A 21,192-nucleotide genomic window follows, 5' to 3' on the forward strand; every position below is an offset into this window, starting at 1 on the left:
GCTTACCGAGGAAGCGGTAGCGATTGAGGATGAGGGGTATTATAAGAGCTGGCAGGGGGGTTAAAATTCAATACACCTCGCTGACTCGAAATCCTGAAGGAGGGGGGTTAAAATTCAATACACCTCGCTGACTCGAAATCCTGAAGGAGGATTTCCATGTCAGTTCGGTGTACAGAATTTTAAGGGGAAAGCAGGGAGTATAAAAAGTAAGGAATGAGAAATAAAAAAACTGAAACTGATTTATTATTCATAAAAAAACTAAGATGTCAACACAAACATTTGCAGAAAAGATAGCTGAGGCTCCGGATTTTCTCCCGATAAACGGGACGGATCACATTGAGTTTTATGTGGGAAATGCGAAACAGGCTGCGCATTATTACAAAACGGCTTTTGGCTTTCAGTCACTGGCTTATGCTGGTCCGGAGACTGGATTGCGGGACAGGGCTTCTTATGTACTGCAGCAGGGGAAGGTCAGACTGGTGTTTACGACAGCACTGAAATCGGATAGTCTTATTGCCGGGCACGTCCGGAAACATGGTGATGGGGTAAAGATCCTGTCACTATGGGTAGATGATGCTTACAGCGCATTTGAGGAAACGGTCAAACGCGGTGCAAAACCTTATCTGGAGCCGGTAACCCAGTCGGACGAACATGGGGAGGTACGCCTATCGGGGATTTACACTTATGGCGAAACTGTACACCTTTTTGTGGAACGGAAGAACTATAAAGGGGCTTTTCTGCCGGGCTACCGGGAATGGAACAGCGACTACAATCCCGCGGATGCCGGCCTGCTTTATATAGACCATTGCGTGGGCAATGTGGGCTGGAACAGGATGAATGAGACGGTCAAATGGTATGAGGAGGTGATGGGATTTGTCAATATCCTTTCATTTGACGACAAACAGATCAATACGGAATACAGTGCACTGATGAGCAAGGTAATGAGCAACGGAAACGGTTATTCCAAATTTCCGATCAACGAGCCGGCTGAGGGGCAGAAAAAATCACAGATCGAAGAGTACCTGGAATATTATGAAGGTGAGGGGGTGCAGCACATTGCGGTAGCAACAAAAGATATTCTGGCTACCGTGAGGCAATTAAAGGCCCGGGGGGTTGAGTTTTTAAGTGCACCCCCTGAAGCCTATTACAATATGATGCCGGAGCGCGTCGGGGAGATTGACGAGGAGATCGCGCAGTTGAAGGAACTGGGCATCCTGGTGGATTGTGATGAGGAAGGCTACCTGCTCCAGATATTTACGAAACCTGTGGAGGACAGGCCTACCTTATTTTTTGAAATTATACAGCGAAAAGGTGCCCAGTCATTTGGCGCAGGCAACTTTAAGGCATTATTTGAGGCCTTAGAGCGCGAACAAGAGCTAAGAGGAAATTTATAAAAACCTCTTATTCATTTAAAAACGGGGAGGGCATTCATGATATGGATGTCCTCTTTTTTTATTACTTTCGGGCTTCAAGGCATTAATGAGGGGTATGGAATTTAACCTGATCAAGAGAACAACATTATTTTTTATGCGGCTTAGGCTGGCATTCAAGCTCTTCAGCAAGAATGATCCTTTAAGGCTGGCCGGTGCCACCGCATTCTTCACAAATTTTGCATTGCCTCCTATTTTATTGATCCTCATCAGATTATTTGGTTTTTTTATTGACCGCAAGATCCTGGCATCACGTTTATTTGAGCGGCTGGCAAGTATCCTGGATGACAGCAGCACCCTGCAGATCAGGCAGACCCTGAGAAATATAAGAGGGATAGATCATAAATGGTATGCGACCTTACTGAGCTTCATATTTTTTTTATTTGTAGCCACCACTTTATTTAGTGTGATCAAAAATTCTATGGACCAGATCTGGTCCATAGCAAATAAAGCGCACTCGGGATTTTTGTTTAAACTGAAACTGAGGGCCAGGTCTATAGTGATCATCCTGCTCGCAGGTGTCTTGTTCCTGCTGGGATTTTTAACAGACAGTATCCAGGCTTACATCGGCGAATACATCAATACAGCTTCTCCTACATTTGGCCGGCTGTTCTTGTATGTACTCAATCAATTGGTCTTCATTGGCATAGTCATGATCTGGTTTACGGTGCTGTTCCGCTTTCTGACCAACGGCAGGCCGACATGGAAAGCTGCGCTCAGGGGCGGCCTGCTTACTGCCGTGCTGTTCACTTTTGGAAAATATATACTGAGGATCATGCTCCCTCTAAGCGGCATAGGAAATATCTACGGTACTTCAGGCTCTATTGTCCTGATCATGCTTTTTGTATTCTACTCTTCCTTCATATTCTATTTCGGGGCATGTTATGTAAAAGTATTGAGTGATGACAGGGAAACCCCTATACGTCCGATCAAAGGGGCGTTCAATTATGAAATAAAAGAGATTTTAAAGGATACTTAACAAGCCACCGGCTTGGATACCTGCTCAAAACCCTGCATTTCAAACACAGCCAGCTTATTGAGTAAGTTGTAATGTAAGGTACCAAAGAAATTGATAATTCCACCCTCCTTGTTCTTCCCTTCGATACAAATACTTTCTTTTACAATTTCCCGGTGTTCTAAATTCTGATCATTCAGGATCACATCTTCGTCCTGTATTTTCACGTCGCTGGCATCAATTGAGAACTGTTTCAGCAGATCAGAAAAGCTTTGGCCGTTTAGCAATAATTCTTTGATATTCATAGTAGTATTCATTAGGTTAGGGATGAAAGCAATATCAATTTTAAAGCCAAAAAAAAGGGTAAACCCTGAAAGTTTACCCCTTTTACAAAATTATGTTTATCCGATGTTTTTTAGAACAGTTTATAGGCAAGTCCCAGCGTAAAAAGCCCAAGTTTTTGGCCTTCATAATCACCTTCGCCAACCTTAGAAAGTCCGGCTTCATATCTCAGGTCTACACCCAGGTTTTTAATGTCCAGGCCGGCACCAAACTGCCATGCAATGTTCTGACCTTTGAAGTTTCCTTTAAATGCCTGGCCTGCTGCATCTCCAAATGATTGTTCATCATCCAGGATAAAGGAAACCACGGGTCCTGTATTTAACCGGACACCAATTCCCGCAGCGCCGATCTTGGTGCCTACTAATATTGGAACATCAAGACTGGTAAATTTTACTTTGTTCTCCTGACCTTCACTGTTTTTAAGCGTCGTGTTCTTGCCGCTCAAATAGAGCTCTGGCTGCAAATGAATGCCAGCTGCTCCTATGCGGGCCCATAGGCCAGCGTAATAACCCGCCCGGTTGTCACTGCTAAAAGTGTTTTCAGTACTCAATTTGGACAGGTTCGTTCCTGCTTTAATACCTAACTGAAAGCTTGGGAGCACCTGGCTGAAGGCTGCAAGGTTGAAACCTGCGAACAGCACTGCTAAGAATATTTTTTTCATGTTTTTATGGTTTTGTTTTAATAATACTGAAACAATCAATGTATGGGATAGTTTCAATACATCATATTTGGTGTGTTATTTAATCTTTAAGCGTAAAAATAAGAATATTTTTAATTTGGAACTAAAATACGTAGTTTTATCGTAAAAGTGCGATACTCACCCTTATTGTTAGATAGTACTCCTTCAAACTATACTTAGGATGCCCTTTTAATGGACTTTACGTTTAATTTTTATTCCCTCATTCTAATTTTTTGCGGGTCGGTTACGTTATTTTTATCTCACTACGTCTATAGAAAGGAAGGTGAAGCTGTTCGGTTCTTTGGCATCATGATGCTTGCCAATGCCATCTGGTCACTGGCCTATGGATTTGAACTGGCCAGCACCACGCTCAGTCAGGCTAAGGCCTTCATAAATATTGAGTATCTGGGCATCACAGCATTGCCGCTTACCTGGTTTTTGTTCTGTCTGAAATTATCAGGTAAGGAAGACTGGTATAAGAACCGGTCCATACTTTTTCTGCTGATCGCTGTTCCGGTTATTACTGTTTTTCTGGTATGGACCAATCATTTTCACCACCTCCACTATAAAAATTACTATTTGGATCTGACAGGTGATTTTCCAACAGTCACTGTAGAACCTGGTATATCCTACATCTTGTTCACCATTTATTTCTATATACTCCTGGCTGCCGGCAGTTACCTGCTGATCGTTAAGTTCCGAAAGGCAGATCCTATATATAAGCGTCAGAATTATAGTGTCATCATAGCAGCCATGATCCCCTGGCTCACCAATATCAGTTACCTGGCCGGCTTCAGGCCGATGAAGAACCTCGACCTCACTCCGTTTGCTTTCATTGCCACAATATTCCTGATCTCGCTGGCGATCTACCGCTTTAAACTTTTCGACATTTTGCCGGTGGCCCGGGAAAAGGTACTGGACCTGATGCAGGATGGTTTCCTGGTACTGGACAACAAGCACCGTATCATCGATTATAATAAGACTTTCAGTAAATATTTGCCTGCAAACAGCAAAAATAAGATCATAGGAACCCCACTGGAAGTGCTGATCCCGGGGCAAACGGAACTGCTTGAATTCTTAAAAGCGCACCGTGCAGGAAAAATAGAACTGAAAATTGGAACGGACAAGGGTTTGTTTGACCTGGAGGCGGACATTGGGTATCTCGATGACAATCAACTGAATAACGAGGCTATTTTCATCAAGCTGCAGGACCTTACTATACTCCGTGCAGAATCATTAAGATCAAAAATACAAGCTGAAGAACTGCAAAAGCTCAACCAGCTTAAAGACAGGATATTTTCTATTATAGCCCATGATTTAAGGGCACCACTGGTAAATTTATCTGAGGTGCTGAAAATGATCTCTGATGATCAGATCAGCAGTGAAGAATTTAAAGCCCTTTCCCCAACACTAAACAAAGACATTGTATACACCACTGATCTGCTTGAAAACATTCTGCACTGGTCCAGAAGCCAGCTAAAGGGGTATGGGATCAACAAAGAATTCTTTGACCTCAAGGGCCTGATTGTAAGTGAGGTAGACCACCACCTGTCATCTGCCAAAGCAAAGAATATTGAGATCATACAGGACGTATTTCCGGGGGAAATGGTCTATGCGGATGTGCTGATGGTACAGATCATTATCAGGAATCTTCTGAACAATGCCATCAAGTTCTGCCATGTAAATTGTGTCATCCACATTACTGCTGTTTATTCCGGTGATCACAACATCCAGCTTTGTATAAAAGACAATGGCGTGGGCATACCTAAAGAAACTCTGGACAAACTATTCCTGGGAGAAAACAAATCTACCCGGGGCACCATGAATGAAAAGGGTACCGGGCTTGGCCTGATGGTCTGTAAAGAATTTGCGGAAAAGAATGACGGAAGATTAGTCGCTGAAAGCGAAATTGGAAAAGGCTCAAGCTTTTCGGTCTACCTTCCTGTAGACGATAAAAGCTTGAGCCTTTGATTGTTTTTAAATTAATTGTTCCCGGTTGCCTGATTAATGGCCTGTTGTTCTTTTAAAGCATCAACATTGTTTTTATCCCCAAAGTTTTGGGTCTTATCGGCAAAATATTCCAATATGCCAACTATCGTATCCAGATTGTCAGAAACCCGCTGGTGCATGTCCGGCAGGTCTTTTTCCAGTCTTTTATCGCCAAGTTCAATATTGTCTACTTCAATTTTTCCTATCTTTTGAATGATGGCTTGCTGGGAGTGCTGTAAATCTTCAAGTTCCCTAACTATCTTCTGCATCAATTCAAACTTCTTTAAGGTATCCATATTATATTTTAATTAAGATTAACATTCGTTTTATGCTATATTCAACGATCCAACCTATGAATATGTTTTAAAAAGTTACAGTCATTGACTTGCTTTGGCCATGAAATTGCTACTTTAGCCAGATTGACCATGTTTATTTATGAAAAGGATCCTCTTCTTATTTATTATATTCCTATCTGTTGAAACGAGCCGGGCACAGGACTCTCTGAAATTTGACAAAGGAAAACTATTAGAGTACTACCAGGCTCAGCAGTACGCAGAAGCATCAGCTTACCTGAAAGGGATATACAGGGAAAACACCGAAAATAAAAAAGAACTCTCAGAATTGGGATACGCCTTTTTATTGGCAGGAAAACTTCCTGAAGCTGAAAAAACCTATTTAAAGCTCTATGCAAAGGATTCTGCAAGTATACCGGTGCTGTACAGTCTGGCGGATATCAACATCAGGAGGGGAAATAATTCACAAGCCAGGAAATATTACCTGAGGGCACTTCAGGCAGACAGCACGAGTTACATTACCTATAAGCAATTGTCGAAACTGAGCAAAGCGGATCTGGATATCAACAGAATAGAATACCTGCGCAAAGCAAATGACCTGAACCCCGAAGATGCGGAGGTGGCATTTGATCTGGCAGAGCTTTATTTTAAGATGAATTTCATGGACAGGGCAGCTGCGGTGATTGCCCCTGCCTTAAAAGCAGACAGCGCCAATCTGCAATTGCTGAAAATGAGAATGCCGATAAACACTGCCGAAAGCAAGTATAAGGAAAGTATTGAAACAGGGCAGAAACTATTGAGCTACGGTGACAGCTCGACTTTCGTTCTGAATAATCTGGGGAAGGCCTATTATCTTACACTGGATTATAAAAATGCGCTTAAATATTTTCTGCTGATCAAAGAAAATATGATTGACAAGGAGGCCTTGTATTTTAACATTGCCAGAAGCTACAGAGGCGTGAGGGATTACAATAATGCGGTTGTTTATCTGCAAAAAGCAGTTCAGGAGGGTGTGTCTCCCCTGGTTGCCAGTTATTATGGTTTGCTTGGCGATTCATTTGAAAAGCTGAGCAAAAATGAAGATGCCAATAAGGCTTACAAAAAGGGCCTGGATTTTGAAAATGACGGCAGTTTACTCTACAATATAGCCCTGGTGTACGAAACCAAATTAAATGACAAAAAGAATGCGATCAGCTATTATGAACAATATCTGAAAACCATAGATAAAGGCAAACAGCCTAAGCTTGTTAAGTTCATAAATACTAAAATTGAAGATCTGAAACGATAGCTATCTGTTGATCAGCCGGGCCACATATTTGCCGATGATGTCAAATTCGATATTCACTGTATCGCCCTCATATACTTCGTGAAGGTTTGTATGTTCAAATGTATAGGGTATGATGAATACGGAGAATTCGTTGTCAGCAGAGCCTACAACAGTTAAACTGATCCCGTTTATACATACAGATCCTTTTTCTACGGTCACATTTCCAATGGCCTGATCATATTTAAAGCGGTATTCCCAGCTTCCGTCGAGTTCTGCACGTTTTATGCAGACCGCGGTCTGATCTACATGCCCCTGTACGATATGGCCATCCAGCCGGCCGTTCATCTGCATACAGCGTTCCAGGTTAACTTTGCTGCCTTGTTTTAAATGAGCGAGATTTGTTTTCCTGAGGGTTTCATCGATGGCTGTAACGGTATGGGTATCCTCCTTCAGTTCAACTACGGTGAGGCAGACACCGTTGTGGGCCACACTCTGATCTATCTTTAAGGCCGCACTGATTTCAGAATGAATGGTGTAGTGAACATTAGTCCCTTCTGTTCTGATTTCCGTGACCGTGCCAAGTGTTTCTATTATTCCTGTAAACATTTTTATGAATTAAACTTTACCCTGTTTTTTCTCCAGCTGCTGGCCATGTCCCCCGTCCGCTGACTTTCCAGAATAGCTTCCGGTTGTTTTTTCAGTAAAATTACTGCTGCAATCGCTGCCAGCAGCGCCTCTTCTTCAGTTTCGGTTTTGGCCTGTCCGGTATTGAAGTATTTACTCACAAAGTGCGTATCAAACTTCCCTGTTCTGAAAGCCTCATGCTGCATTACAAATTTCCCAAAGTTAAGCGTAGTTTTTATACCGGTAATGTCATATTCATTGATGGCCCTGATCATTTTTTCAATGGCTTCCTGTCTGTCCCTGCCGAAGGTGATCAGTTTGGCGATCATGGGATCGTAATATACCGGAATCTCCATTCCTTGTTCAAAGCCATCGTCAACGCGTACCCCGTTTCCTTTTGGGGTATGGTAAGTTTGAAGTACACCTATATCTGGCAGGAAGTTATTTTCAGGATCTTCAGCATACACCCTTAGCTCCAGCGCATGGCCGTTTATTTTCAGATCATCTTGTGTATAAGCCAGTTTTTCTCCCATGGCAATCCTGATCTGTTCCTTGACCAGGTCCAGGCCGGTGATCATTTCCGTAACCGGATGCTCGACCTGTAAACGGGTATTCATTTCGAGAAAGAAAAAATCCAGATGCTCATCGAGGATAAATTCCACCGTACCTGCTCCTGTATAATTGACCGAACGGGCCACATCAACTGCGCACTTGCCCATCCTATGACGGATATCGTCTGTTAAGATACTGGAAGGGGCTTCTTCTATTATTTTCTGATGACGGCGTTGTACAGAACATTCACGCTCAAACAGGTGAACGATATTTCCATGGGTATCACCCAGGATCTGGATTTCGATATGGCGGGGCGAAGAAACATAACGTTCTATAAAAACAGATCCGTCACCAAATGCAGATGTAGCCTCACTTACTGCCAGCTGCATTTGTTGTTCAAAATCGGACACTTGCTCTACTACCCTCATGCCTTTGCCTCCACCTCCTGCGGCGGCTTTGATCAGAACAGGAAATCCGACTTCTACTGCCCTGTTTCTTGCTTCTCCAATATCAGTTATCGCCGTGTCCGTACCGGGGACCATCGGAATGTTATATTTTAAGGCCGCGGCCTTCGCTGAAAGTTTGTTCCCCATAACTTCCATAGCTTCAGGTGTTGGCCCGATCAGAATCAGTCCTGCTTCCCTGACCATTCTGGCAAAAGCTGCATTTTCCGATAAAAACCCGTAACCGGGATGGATTGCTGCTGCTCCTGTTGTTCTGCACGCTTCAATTATTTTTTCACCAAGCAGGTAAGATTGATTTGAGGCCGCGGGTCCGATACAAACGGCTTCATCAGCATACCTGACATGTAAAGCTGTTCTGTCTGCCTCAGAATATACAGCAACAGTTTTTATCCCCATTTCCCGGGCGGAGCGCATAATGCGTAATGCGATTTCGCCTCTGTTTGCTACAAGAATTTTCTTCATTTACCGGCTTTTTATTTATGGACTGACGGATGCAAATGTATTATGTTTTCAATTGCCATATCTATCATTTCCGAAGAAATATCCAAATGTGTGACCATTCTTATCGTTTTCGGGCCTGTAGTGTTGCAGGCTATCCCCTTTTCTGCCAGCTGACGGACAATGCTGCCGGCCTTAAATCCTTCTGCCACTTCAAAAAGTACGATATTGGTATCAACAGGCATTACTGAAAAAACATAACTCACTTTACCCAATGCGCCGGCCAGGGCCTGTGCATGGTGGTGGTCAGCAGACAGGCGATCGATATGATGGTCTAAGGTGTAAATTCCTGCTGCAGCTAAAAACCCTGCCTGACGCATACCACCACCGAAGGCCTTCCTGATCTTAACTGCCTTCGTTATGGTTTCTGCCGATCCAAGCAATACAGATCCGACAGGTGCACCAAGACCCTTCGACAGACAGACAGAGATGCCGTCAAAATATTTGCCGTAATCTCTTGCAGCATCTCCGGTCCTGATCAGGGCGTTAAAGATCCGCGCACCGTCCAGATGCAATTTAAGTCCTTTTATATTACACAGGGTATGGATCGGTTCGATCTGGGCAAGGCTGTAACAAGCGCCGCCGCCTTTGTTTACTGTATTCTCCAGAACCACCAGGCTGGAATTGGGGTAGTGAATGTTGGCCTCGTTGATCTCGGGTTCGATAAGTTCAGGCGTGAGTATTCCCCGTGAGCCATTCAGCAGACGCACGGACGCCATGGAATGGTAGGCAATGCCGCCGCCTTCGTAACGGTAGACATGTGCCGTCTGGTCGCAGATCACTTCATCCATGGGCTGGGTAAAACACTTTATGGCAATCTGGTTGCTCATCGTCCCCGAGGGGCAAAACAGACCTGCTTCCATATTGAACAATGCAGCCAGCTTATGCTCGAGCCTGTTTACCGTTTCATCTTCGCCAAACACATCGTCCCCCACTTTCGCACTCATCATTGCCTCCAGCATCCCTGCTGTTGGCTTGGTTACCGTATCACTTCTAAAGTCAATTTGTATGGCCATAATTTTATCTTTTTTTGACAAAGTAAGTTTACGAAAATGTACGTTAATTTCAATTATAGAGGGATTTAAGATTGGTATTTAAAATGTTGTCAGAAGGGAGATAATTTTAAAATTTGGATTTTAAAATACTAAGTGTATTTTAGGCTTAGTGTTTTTTTAACAATATGGTAACTTTAGAATTGCGAGCTAAACACAATTAAAGTCCATTTAAAGACAATAGAAGGCACAAAACTTAAACTGAAACCAAAAGATATAAATTAAATTTATGAAAAAAAAATCTACCAAAGTGTTAGGATTATTTACTTTTATCCCCAAAAATTCAAATTAAGATGATAGTTATTGCAGATGGTGGTTCAACCAAAACCAATTGGTGTTTAATTAATGAGGCAGGTAGAAAAATCCTTTTCAATACAGAGGGTTACAATCCGTATTTTTCAAGTACAGAATATATTGTTGAATCTTTAAGAAATTCTTTACCTGACCATTTAGAAGCGGACAAACTTACAGAAGTAAACTATTACGGAGCGGGGTGTTCTACAGATTCCAAAAGAAAGATCGTTGCTGATGCAATGAAGCAGATCTTTGTAAATGCAGAGATCAATATTGGCCATGACCTTTTGGCTTCGTGCAGGGCGCTTCTTGGAGATGAGGCTGGTTTTGCCGCTATTTTAGGGACCGGAACCAATTCTTGTCTCTATGATGGAAAAGACATCTCACTGAACATTGATTCTCTGGGTTATTTTCTGGGTGATGAGGGAAGCGGCTGCTTCATTGGCAAAAGAATTCTTTCAGATTATATGAAAGGTTATATGCCTAAAGGACTAAGAGAGAGTTTCTACGATAACTTCGCACTGACCAACGAAGATATTTTTGATAACATTTACAATAAACCGTTACCAAATCGCTTTTGTGCAAGCTTTAGTAAGTTTTTATATGACTTCAAAGACAATTATGAAGACTATACTTATGCCACAGTCGACTATGCGTTCACCGCATTCTTTGAAAACCTGGTGGTCCACTACCCTAACTATAAAGATTATACATTAAACTGCGTTGGCTCTGTTGGCTATAGCTTCAGAGACATCCTCAGTGTTGTTGCAGACCGTTACGAAATGGGAATCGGAAAGATCATCCGCTCACCTATAGACGATCTTGTTGACTACCACCTGAATGTAGCTGCCAAATAGTTTACATGATACCTAAAAAGCTGCTGATCATCAGATCAGCAGCTTTTTTATGCTGTTGAGCTTTATCAGAAAGAGATCTCTTTCCCAAAAAGTTTGGCGTATTTTCTCTTGTCAAATTTGTACAGCGTAGCTGCTCTGAAGGAAACACCCTGTTGTTTCTCGTCAAGATCTCTCAGGACACCAAAACTCAGCATTTTCTTTCTGAAGTTCCGCTTGTCGAGCTTTTTATTGAGGATAACTTCGTATACATTCTGCAGCTGGGTAAGTGTAAACTTCTCCGGCAAAAGTTCAAAAGCAATGGGCTGATGTTTGATCCTTCTTTTGATTTTCTCCAAACCCTTTTCAAAGATTTTCTGATGGTCAAATGCAAGTTTGGGAAGATCTTTTACATTTCGCCAGTAAGCCTGTTTAGCATAAGTACTTAGCGGTTTAACAGATTTCTCTCCGCCTAGTCTAAGTAATGCATAGTAAGCAATACTTACCACCCTGCCCTGGGGATGCCGGTTGACATCACCGAAAGTGTAATATTGCTCCATGTATATGTTTGTAAGGCCTGTAAGCTCATTCAATATCCTTGATGCGGATTGGTCTAAACTTTCATCTTCACCTACAATATTGCCGGGCAGTGCCCACCAATCTTTAAAGGGCTCTTCATTACGCTCTATTAAAAGAATTTTTAATTCTCCTTCATCGAATCCGAACACCACACAATCAATCGAGAAAGTGGAATCAAACTTTGGTAAAACTTCTTTCAAAACATTAAATTTTTAAATATTAAAGCAAATAAATATACTTGTTTCCTAATTACATAGGAAATTACAAAATAAATTACTTAGTGTAAAATTTACACGCTATATTCGTATAAATAAATCATGAAACCAAATATCAAAAATATTGCTGTATTAACCTCTGGAGGAGATGCCCCGGGAATGAACGCCTGCATAAGAGCAGTAGTAAGAACCGGGATATACAATGGTATAAATATGTTTGGAGTTTTGCAAGGATATCAGGGATTAATTAACAATAACATTATCCCTATGGATGCAAGATCCGTAAGTAACATAATCCATCAGGGAGGTACAATACTAAAAACAGCCCGCTGTTTAGAATTTAAAACTGAAGAAGGTCAGGATATCGCTTTTGAGAACTTAAAAGCAAGAGAGATAGACGGCCTTGTAGTCATAGGTGGTGACGGAACATTTACCGGAGCGCAGCGCTTTGCCAAAAAGCACGGCGTAAGGGTGATCGGTATACCCGGAACTATCGACAATGATCTTTACGGCTCAGATTTTACCCTGGGTTACGATACCGCGATCAACACGGTTATTGAAGCTATAGATAAAATCAGGGACACAGCTGACTCTCACGACAGGCTCTTCTTCATAGAGGTAATGGGCAGGGATTCAGGCTGTATTGCATTGAGAAGTGCTATTGCCAGCGGTGCTGAGGCTGTACTGCTGCCTGAAAAACAAACCAGTCTGGACGAACTGATCCTTACGCTCGAAGCGGGGGCTACTACCAAAAAATCTTCAAGTATCGTCATCGTTTCTGAAGGTCATAAAGCTGGTGGCGCTTATGATATTGCAAAAAAAGTTAAGGACCGTTTTGATCATTATGATACAAAAGTAACTATCTTAGGCCACCTTCAGCGCGGAGGCAGTCCAAGCAGCTTTGACAGGATTCTGGCCAGCAGACTTGGTTTTGCAGCGGTAAATGAATTGCTGAAGGGAAATACGATGGAAATGGTCGGTTTACGGGGAAATGACATCAGGACTACGAGTATAGAAGAGGCGCTGAACAAGCATAGCTTTAAACTGGAAAGCGATTTATTAGAAATGACTAAAGTTTTGTCCATATAAAATGATAGCGGTAGTATACAGCGGATCGAAGACAGCTTTCTGGAAAATAGCCAGGGATGGCAAGACCATTGCCGAATGCAGTATGCCCGGCATTAACCCCTGCTTTAATGACCAGAAGTCCATCCTTCAGTTCCTGAACAAAAAAGCTACCCTGATCAATCATGCGGAAAGCATTAAAAAGATCTATGTCTTTGCTGCGGGCGCATCTTCTGCCGAAAGAAGGAATGAACTGGCCGAAACTCTGGGTATATTCTTTAAATACAGCAAGATCTCTGTAAAAGATGACCTGTACGGCGCAGCCATATCCGCATGCTATAACAATACGGGTATTGTAGGGATTTTAGGAAGCGGCGCAAACTGTGCTTACTTTGATGGCAAGAGCGCTGAAAAGAACAATTTCGGACTGGGTTTTATACTTGGTGATGAAGGTTCGGCCAACTACCTGGGCAAAATTCTTTTGAAAAGTTTCATGCAGGCGAAGTTACCTGCGGATCTTCAGCAGAAATTCGAGACCAAGTATAACCTGGACAGGCCGCAGATATTGGAAAGGGTCTACAGAAAGCCTTTGGCCCAGCAATTTCTGAGTTCGTTTTTTGACTTTTTTTTAGAGAACCGTGACCATAAATTTATACTGGAACTGATTACCGTGGCGTTTGAAAGTTATTTCAAAACTTATATGCTGCCAACCGTAAAGCTGCATCCGGGAAAGGAGATCCATTTTGTAGGCATTGTGGCGGGAAACTTCCAGGACCAGCTGCGGGAAACAGCCAGAAGGCATGGTCTTGAAATTACATCAATTACTAAAGAACCGATTTATAATTTACTAAACTACTATTCGAATTAATACAAATTAAAATGAGCAAAATTGGAATAAACGGCTTTGGCCGTATCGGCAGACTGGTTTTTAGAGCTGCTTTAAAAAGAGGATTAGATGTTGTAGCAATCAATGATCTTGTAGAGCCGGATTATATGGCTTATATGTTAAGATATGACTCAACACATGGCAGATTTGATGGCACAATAGAGGTTGTTGGTGGAAACCTTGTAGTAAATGGCAAAACTATTCGTATCACTGCAGAGAGAGATCCCGCAAACCTGAAATGGGATGAAGCCGGCGTAGAAACTGTAATTGAATCTACAGGTCTTTTCTTAACTCATGCAGACGGACAAAAACACATTACTGCAGGTGCAAAAAGGGTTGTATTCTCTGCTCCGGCAAAAGACGATACTCCTACTTATGTAATGGGTGTAAACCATCACAAACTGACTGCTGATCAAACGATCGTTTCAAATGCATCTTGTACCACAAACTGTTTAGCACCTATTGCTAAAGTATTGAACGATAACTTTGGTATCGTAGAAGGTTTAATGAGCACGATCCATGCGGTAACTGCAACACAAAAAACTGTTGATGGTCCTTCAGCTAAAGACTGGAGAGGTGGACGTGGTGGTTTCTCAAACATCATCCCTTCTTCAACCGGTGCTGCAAAAGCGGTAGGTTTGGTTCTTCCTGAACTGAAAGGAAAATTAACTGGCATGTCTTTCCGCGTTCCTGTAGCCGACGTTTCTGTAGTCGATCTTACTGTACGTTTGGAAAAACCTGCTACTTATGAAGACGTTAAAAAAGCCATGAAAGCTGCCTCTGAAGGCGAGTTGAAAGGCGTATTGGCATATACTGAAGATGAGGTTGTTTCATCTGACTTTATCGGCGACCCACACGCATCAATTTTTGATGCAAAAGCTGGTATTTCATTGAATGACAACTTTGTTAAAGTGGTTTCCTGGTATGACAACGAATGGGGCTATTCTAATGCATTAGCTAAATTCGTAGAGTACTACGGAACGTTAAAGTAAAACCCGTTCATACAGGTTTATATTTGGTTAGAAAAGGGATGACGTGGATGCGTTCATCCCTTTCTTTATTGCAGTTTGCAGAGCTTCTCCGGCCACCCTGCGGAATCAGATCTTGGTGAAAAAATTCAAGAATTCCTGTTTTTTTGTACGGCTCAGGTTAATAGATGCATTATTGGTCATGATCACTTCTCCCCCCTCACCCCGGATGTAATGTTTGATAAATTCCAGGTTGATGATGAAAGATTTATGTGCCCTGAAAAAAGAATGTTCATTCAGCGCCTCTTCAAAAGAACACAATGTTTTACTGACGAGATGGACCTGGCCATCGTTCATCACGATATTGGTATAACAACTGGTCGCTTCCAGGTATAATATGTCCTTGATCTTAACAAAGTGGAGGCCCTTACTGCTGGAAAGTGCAAGTGTATCCATAATTCCCGACTGCGTAAACTGCTTGGCCATCTGGAACTGTTTTTTTGAAGCAATGGTCTCCTTACGGTTAAACCTGTCAATTGCCTCCCTTAACTCTTCCCTGTCAATTGGCTTCAGAAGATAATCCAGCGCGTTCAGTCTCAATGCCGCTATGGCATACTGGTCATAGGCTGTAGTAAAGATCGTCTGGAAATTAAATTCATCAAACTGGCTGAGCACATCAAACCCGCTTAATACAGGCATTTCAATATCCATGAAGACGATATCCGGCTGATTGTCTTCGATGATCCGTTTGGCGTCGGTGCTTTTCTGGCATGTTGCAACCACTTCAACCATTTCACAATACTGGCCGATCAAGTGCTGAAGTGTTATGATACCGTGTTTTTCATCATCAATAATGACTGCTTTGATTAGACTCATAGGGAGTGAATTTAGATGTATAAGTATGTTATCAAATCAGCTAAATTTAATTTAATATTCCTTAAAATATCAAAATTATTTAGTGAATGGTGAGTTTGAGCCATTGAATGGTAAATGCTGATCTTTAATTCTTTAGGTCCAGGTTTAAATAAATATGGACAGCTGTCCCGGCAGGCTCGTGATGCCTGTCATACAAATCTTCAATAGCAATGCTGCTTTCACTGCTCAGGAGCCTCAGCCGGCTCGAGGTAATGTCCACTCCGTAAGACTTGTGTTTAAACTGACTGACCATAAACAGGGCAGCAGCTTTTCTGCCTATCCCGTTATCTTTAATGATGATATGAAGCATATTTTCATCTTCGAGGGAAATGAGAATTTCCAGCAGCCCTTTCCCTTCTTTATTTCTGAGTCCATGCCAGATGGCATTCTCCGCAAATGGCTGTAAGATCAGCGGGGGGACTTTCAATGTTTCCTGCGAAACATTTTTGCTCACTTTAATGTGATAGTCAAAAGTATGTTCCAGTCGTGTGGCTTCCAGGCTTAAATAGAGTTTTAGCGTCTGCAGTTCTTTATAAAGCGGAATGCTGGTGTGTTTGGAATTGTCCAGAATATCCCGCATGAGTCTGGAAAAAGTGGTCAGGTATTCACTTGCCTCGTCGGTTTTATGTTCTATAATGAAACTGTTTATAGAGTTGAGCGTATTGAACATAAAATGCGGGTTCATTTGTGAGCGCAGTGCCTGCATCTCCGCTTCTTTTAGCTTCCTTTTATATTGCTCTTCCACCTTATGCTGATGAAGCAAATAGCGGTATACATAAATGATCACCAATACAATGGCAACAAAAATCAGGAGCGTGAACCATTGTGTTTTATAAAAGGGAGCTGGCAGATAAAGGGATATTTGTAAGTCTTTGGTCTGCCAGTTTTCCAGGTTATCCCCCGCCTCGATCCTGATGTTATAATTTCCTGGCGCCAGATGCCTTAGCGACAGCTCAGGTTTATTTCCCAGATAATTCCATTCTTTCTCTTCCGAAAATCTGTACCTGTAAATGATCTTTCGTTTGTCTATATAAGTTAATGAAGAAAACAACAGTTCCAGTTCCGTTTCGCCTTCCCTGAGCCGGATGTCAGTGTTGTTGGTATTGATGACTTTCCCATTGATCTTTAAGGCACACAGCTCCAGTTTGTTTACCAGTTGCGATCTGACGATCATGTTGACATCTACAATTGACAGTCCGTTTTCAAATCCAAGGGCAAGATTTCCATTGTTCAGCTTTCTAAATCCATGGATCAGATCATCGGCCGGCAATCCATCGATCTGCGAAATCCTGATCACTTTATCGGTATTGTTATTGTAAATATGCAATCCCTCTTCTGTTGCAAACCAGATTTTCCCGTTTTTATCTTCCGCTATCCCCTCTACTCTGTCATTAGCTACTTCATATTTTTTTGTATTCAGCTGCTTTTTAATCACTCCATCCGGGTTTAGCAGATTCCAGCCTCCATAGGCAGAGATCAAAATGTCACCATCACTTGTTTTGGTGATCCGGTTATAATAATCACCTACAAATAAGGACTGGTCTGCGTTTGCCTTTAGTTTGCTTATTTCTTTAAAGTAACTTTTTGAACGGTCATAGATCGCAATTCCAAAACTTTTTGGGGTCCATCCGGCGAGCCATATTTTTCCGTCATCATTGCAAAAAATATCATTCCAGACATTGTCCTCCCAAAACGCTTTGTTATTGATGGCCATTTCAGATTTTGGCTTTAAACCAGGCCATGAATACACCTTTGCAGCCCGTCCGGACGGCAATACCCAGAGGTTACTATCCAGATCAACGATGCATTTTTTAATGGCCACGTTGTCAGCATCCGCAGGCAGTTCAAGCTTTTTGATTCTATTCCCATTTAATATATAAACACCCCGGTTTGTTGAAATCAATATCTCATTAGCTAACGGATACAGGCTTTCTGTTTTCACCAGCTTATCTGCGATCGCCAGCTTTTGCCAGCCCGCAGCTTTATTGTAGATCCAGATCAGGTTATTATTGGTAATGCAATAGGTATTCCCGTTTGAAAGCTCCACAATATCTGTGATCATGTTTCCGGGCTTTCTGTCCTGGGCGGGAAGCATTAAATTGCGTACAGATGAATAAGGATAAAATAATTTGATCAGCCCTTTATTGGTGGCTATCCAGGTGATGTTTGTCTGGTGATTGACGATCACTTTATTGATAGACTGATCTTTTGTCTGGTAAAAAAGTGTCGTACGCTGATCTGCGTCATTCCTCAGGTAGATGTTTTCACTGGAATACAATAAAAGGCCGGACTGACCAGCCAAATTTATTTTTTCAAAACCCATGACCATTTCATTGCCAGGCAGGGAAGGCAAGGCCTCCAGCTTCGAATTGGAGATATTGTATTTCAAAATGCCCCCCTGCTTTGTTCCGAGCAATACCTGGTCTTTATTGAGCAAGGCAACGGCTGAAAAATTATGCTCCAGTCCGGCATCCGGCTGTTTAATGATCCTGTTGGTTTGCTCGGACCATATAAATATGCCTTTTTGGCTAAAGATCAGAACCTTCCCTTTTTCAGGTTCCATAAAAGTAGTAAAGCGACCGCCGCCATCTGTGTTTTTATCAATTAAAAAAGTCTTGTTTCTGCCTCCCTTAGTTGTAAAATACTTCACATTATTCATGTCGCTGCACCATATGCGGCCGCCTGAATCGACAAAGATGTCGTCAAAATGATCGTTATTAGGATCTGCATCATGATACTTATTGGCAGCAATAATTTTGGGGACACTATAAAAATTCCTGAGCATACACAGGCCATTGTAAACATCATGATAATAAATGGCATCGTCTTTAACGGCCAGACTGCTGATGTTGGCAGAAGCATCAGTATGATCCAAAAAACGGTAGCCATCATACAGAGATAAGCCACGTCTGGTAGCCAGGATCAGGCATCCTCTGTCATTAAGCGACAACTCCTTTACAAAATCTGATGGCAGGCCTTCGCTGAATCTGATGATTTCATCCTTTAGCTGAGCATTTGTCTCTATAGCAAGCAAATGAAGACAGACAACCAGGCTCAGGAAATGTTTAATCATGATCTGTTTATTTTGAAACCGGAGGCTTCACCTCGGTGGTATCTTTAGCTAATGTAGGCACAATATAACCACCAAATTCCAGATTCACTTTATGGAACAGCTTTTTTAATCGTTCTGTATCTTTTTTATTTACAGCAGTTTGGTACAGATAAATGCTGTTCAATTCCTTAAGTTCCTTAAGCTGCTCAACACCGTCAGCAGTTACTTTTGTCGCCACAAGATTAATATATTGCAGATGTTTCAGCCCTTTCAGGGATGCCATTCCCTGATCTGTCACGGAGGTATTGCTCAGGTTGACACGGACCAACGCAGCTAAGCCTGACAGCATTTTTAGTCCATTGTCATCAAGTCCGGTACCAGCCATATTCAGCCAGACCAATTGTTTTTTTAATCCAGACAGCAGCTTCAAAACTTCGGGTGTTGCTTTTGCAGTGACAAAACTGGCAGACAGGTAATTGCTATTGCCCTTTACAGGAATCACCACCACGCCGGCCTGTTTCAATTGTGCGATCAGGGCTGCATCGGCTTTTGTGACCTCTTCAGCAGGGACATCGCTCAGGGCTTCGGCGGCTTTGGCCGCTCCTGTCTGAAAGCTCAGCAATACTGGCTTTATCTTTTCTGATTGCTTCAGTTCGGTTACTTTTTTATTAAAATCAGCTCCTTCCATTACCCACCAGGTGAGCAGCTGTATTTCCTCCTGTGTAAGCTGCGGTTTTTCTTTAGGCGGCATGTGGTCCTCGTTGGACGAAGGCAGCAGCAATCTTTTGATCAGCTCGCTTTCTTCAGCACTGCCCGGTATTATCGCTTTGCCATCCTCGCCTCCTTTTAACATAAACTCCCTGGTGTCAAGGCGGAGTTTTCCTTTCTGTTTATCAGCTCCGTGGCAGCTGTAGCAGCGATTTTTGAGCAATGGCTGGATCATGTGCGTGTAAGCAAGGGCCTGCTGTACATTCGGTACAGGCGGAACAGCGGCTTTCCCCTTCCCGTCATCATTTAATGCTGATGTGAGGTAGTCTGAGCCATGTGTCAGGGAGCCGCCGTAATGGCCCGTCAGCGTAATCAGAACAATTAAAACCACAGCGGTCAAATTGAGTAAAGCTTCTCTTACCCCTTTCCGGTATAGGATATAGACCACCAGTGAAATAACGGACACACTAATGCCCAGCCACTGATGTATTCCAACCATGTTTCCATCATAATCTCCGCTTTGGGAAAGCAGGTAACCGCTTACTGAAGAAACAACAGCTCCAAGTCCGCCCAGCAGGTAAATAAAAGGTACAGCAGCACGCAGTGCCGAAAACCTGCTTTTAATGGTCATCAGCTGAAAAAGACAGCCCAGCAACAAAATGCCAATCGGCAAATGCACCAAAACGGGGTGGAACCGGCCAATAAAATCTGGTATTGATAACAACGTCATTCCTTACAATTGATAACGCTTGCGCAGCAGGTTCATCATATAAACATTTATGGCCCATTGGTCTGCTACCGGCTGACGTGTATAAGGCAGGGTTTGCAGGTAGTCCGGCGGACCAAATTCTGTCAAAATGGTCATCCGCTCTCCTTTCAATTTTTTCCGTTCAATTACTTTATCCCACCAGGCAAGGTGTGCTTTAACTGCAGGTTCCCATTCGGGGGCCCGGGGGTCATTGACCTGGGCGCCTTGCTGGTGGCCTATTCTGGAGTGGATATGACCAACCCTTTCCAGCGCAAGATCAACTGTTTCTTTTTGGTCAGCCAGCAGGCTTTCATGGACTACACACCAGTGAGAGATATCCAAAGTCAGCCGCAAAGCCGGGTTTTTCTCTATGAATTGCCTCGACACAGCCGCTGAATAAAGCATCCTTCCGCGATGGGTCTCATGATAAATTGGAATACCTGTTTCCTGGTTTTTCCTGGTCGTATAATCTATAAAAAGCTTGTTCTCCTCGTAGGTAAAGTAATCCTTACCAGAATGGCAGTTGATGTAAAGCGGCTTTTGAATAGCATTTCCGGTCGCAGCATCCAGGTTTTTCTTAAAGGTGTCCAGGTGTGCTGCTGCCTCAGTCTGGCTGCCCGCGCAAAGAAAACCCACCTGCAGCCCATGTTTCTTTAAAGCGGCAAACAGACTCTCCTGTGCTTTAGGGTTTCCGGCCGGCCACCAGGCCTCGATACCCTCATACCCCTCCTTTTTTGCGGCAGCACAGAAATCATCCGGCGTACCCTTAAAACCCCAGTCGGTA

At 42.7% G+C, this 21,192-nt stretch carries 19 protein-coding genes; 8 read left to right on the plus strand and 11 right to left on the minus strand.

What is annotated here, in order from left to right; genetic code table 11:
* Window positions 1–263 precede the first annotated feature (263 nt).
* Together hppD and VK541_RS14255 are read left to right on the plus strand one after the other, a co-directional pair.
* Window positions 264–1,394 carry a 4-hydroxyphenylpyruvate dioxygenase gene (gene hppD / locus VK541_RS14250; RefSeq protein WP_324370988.1) on the plus strand — a complete coding sequence of 377 codons (1,131 nt, stop codon included), beginning with the start codon at window positions 264–266 and terminating at the stop codon, window positions 1,392–1,394.
* A 94-nt stretch (window positions 1,395–1,488) separates the two neighbouring features.
* On the plus strand, window positions 1,489–2,409 hold the full coding sequence (locus VK541_RS14255; RefSeq protein WP_324370989.1) for a YihY/virulence factor BrkB family protein: 921 nt from the start codon (window positions 1,489–1,491) through the stop codon (window positions 2,407–2,409).
* Here the strand turns inward: VK541_RS14255 and VK541_RS14260 are convergent.
* Window positions 2,406–2,690, minus strand: coding sequence for a hypothetical protein (locus VK541_RS14260; RefSeq protein ID WP_324370990.1), 285 nt, complete (start codon window positions 2,688–2,690; stop codon window positions 2,406–2,408). The two genes, VK541_RS14255 and VK541_RS14260, sit on opposite strands and share 4 nt — an antisense overlap.
* A 110-nt stretch (window positions 2,691–2,800) precedes the next feature.
* A complete protein-coding gene (locus tag VK541_RS14265) occupies window positions 2,801–3,388 on the minus strand; it encodes a porin family protein (protein ID WP_324370991.1) in 588 nt (195 codons plus the stop codon).
* Between the two features lie 210 nt (window positions 3,389–3,598).
* Between VK541_RS14265 and VK541_RS14270 the strand changes: the two genes are divergently transcribed.
* Window positions 3,599–5,377, plus strand: a complete 1,779-nt coding sequence (locus VK541_RS14270) for a sensor histidine kinase (protein ID WP_324370992.1) — start codon at window positions 3,599–3,601, stop codon at window positions 5,375–5,377.
* Window positions 5,378–5,388: 11 nt separating this feature from the next.
* Here the strand turns inward: VK541_RS14270 and VK541_RS14275 are convergent, their stop codons facing one another.
* Window positions 5,389–5,691: a hypothetical protein gene (locus VK541_RS14275; protein ID WP_324370993.1), complete on the minus strand. Its 303-nt coding sequence runs from the start codon at window positions 5,689–5,691 to the stop codon at window positions 5,389–5,391.
* 139 nt (window positions 5,692–5,830) lie between these two features.
* Between VK541_RS14275 and VK541_RS14280 the strand changes: the two genes are divergently transcribed.
* Complete coding sequence (locus VK541_RS14280) at window positions 5,831–6,976, plus strand: tetratricopeptide repeat protein (protein WP_324370994.1); 1,146 nt, start codon at window positions 5,831–5,833, stop codon at window positions 6,974–6,976.
* On the opposite strand, the gene VK541_RS14285 is transcribed toward VK541_RS14280, so the two are convergent.
* Genes VK541_RS14285 through VK541_RS14295 form a run of 3 tightly spaced genes read right to left on the minus strand, consistent with a single transcriptional unit; the run spans window position 6,977 to window position 10,109 of the window.
* Window positions 6,977–7,561: a riboflavin synthase gene (locus VK541_RS14285; protein WP_324370995.1), complete on the minus strand. Its 585-nt coding sequence runs from the start codon at window positions 7,559–7,561 to the stop codon at window positions 6,977–6,979.
* 2 nt (window positions 7,562–7,563) lie between these two features.
* Entirely contained in the window at window positions 7,564–9,057 is a 1,494-nt protein-coding gene (accC, locus tag VK541_RS14290; protein WP_324370996.1) for an acetyl-CoA carboxylase biotin carboxylase subunit, read from the minus strand.
* Between the two features lie 11 nt (window positions 9,058–9,068).
* On the minus strand, window positions 9,069–10,109 hold the full coding sequence (locus tag VK541_RS14295) for a GntG family PLP-dependent aldolase (protein WP_324370997.1): 1,041 nt from the start codon (window positions 10,107–10,109) through the stop codon (window positions 9,069–9,071).
* 329 nt (window positions 10,110–10,438) lie between these two features.
* Between VK541_RS14295 and VK541_RS14300 the strand changes: the two genes are divergently transcribed.
* On the plus strand, window positions 10,439–11,296 hold the full coding sequence (locus VK541_RS14300; RefSeq protein WP_324370998.1) for an N-acetylglucosamine kinase: 858 nt from the start codon (window positions 10,439–10,441) through the stop codon (window positions 11,294–11,296).
* Window positions 11,297–11,361: 65 nt separating this feature from the next.
* Here VK541_RS14300 and VK541_RS14305 read toward each other — a convergent pair whose 3' ends face one another.
* A complete protein-coding gene (locus tag VK541_RS14305; RefSeq protein ID WP_285054910.1) occupies window positions 11,362–12,051 on the minus strand; it encodes an NUDIX hydrolase in 690 nt (229 codons plus the stop codon).
* A 117-nt stretch (window positions 12,052–12,168) separates the two neighbouring features.
* On the opposite strand from VK541_RS14305, the gene pfkA reads away from it, so the two are divergent.
* From pfkA to gap, 3 genes are read left to right on the plus strand one after another with little or no spacing between them, the layout of a single operon-like run.
* The gene (gene pfkA, locus VK541_RS14310) at window positions 12,169–13,155 is read left to right on the plus strand and encodes a 6-phosphofructokinase (RefSeq protein ID WP_324370999.1); all 987 of its coding nucleotides are present in this window, start codon (window positions 12,169–12,171) and stop codon (window positions 13,153–13,155) included.
* 1 nt (window position 13,156) lies between these two features.
* Window positions 13,157–13,999, plus strand: coding sequence for a hypothetical protein (locus VK541_RS14315; RefSeq protein WP_324371000.1), 843 nt, complete (start codon window positions 13,157–13,159; stop codon window positions 13,997–13,999).
* A gap of 11 nt (window positions 14,000–14,010) precedes the next feature.
* The gene (gap, locus tag VK541_RS14320) at window positions 14,011–15,009 is read left to right on the plus strand and encodes a type I glyceraldehyde-3-phosphate dehydrogenase (protein ID WP_324371001.1); all 999 of its coding nucleotides are present in this window, start codon (window positions 14,011–14,013) and stop codon (window positions 15,007–15,009) included.
* Between the two features lie 105 nt (window positions 15,010–15,114).
* Here gap and VK541_RS14325 read toward each other — a convergent pair whose 3' ends face one another.
* The 4 genes from VK541_RS14325 to VK541_RS14340 all read right to left on the minus strand — a co-directional run.
* The gene (locus tag VK541_RS14325; protein ID WP_324371002.1) at window positions 15,115–15,861 is read right to left on the minus strand and encodes a LytTR family DNA-binding domain-containing protein; all 747 of its coding nucleotides are present in this window, start codon (window positions 15,859–15,861) and stop codon (window positions 15,115–15,117) included.
* Window positions 15,862–15,985: 124 nt separating this feature from the next.
* Window positions 15,986–18,973: a sensor histidine kinase gene (locus VK541_RS14330; protein ID WP_324371003.1), complete on the minus strand. Its 2,988-nt coding sequence runs from the start codon at window positions 18,971–18,973 to the stop codon at window positions 15,986–15,988.
* Between the two features lie 7 nt (window positions 18,974–18,980).
* Window positions 18,981–20,390, minus strand: coding sequence for a c-type cytochrome domain-containing protein (locus VK541_RS14335; protein WP_324371004.1), 1,410 nt, complete (start codon window positions 20,388–20,390; stop codon window positions 18,981–18,983).
* 3 nt (window positions 20,391–20,393) lie between these two features.
* On the minus strand, window positions 20,394–21,192 hold a 799-nt coding region (locus VK541_RS14340; RefSeq protein WP_324371005.1), incomplete at its 5' end, for a sugar phosphate isomerase/epimerase family protein.

It is taken from the genome of Pedobacter sp. (assembly GCF_035317785.1).
Classification (GTDB): Bacteria; Bacteroidota; Bacteroidia; order Sphingobacteriales; family Sphingobacteriaceae; genus Pedobacter.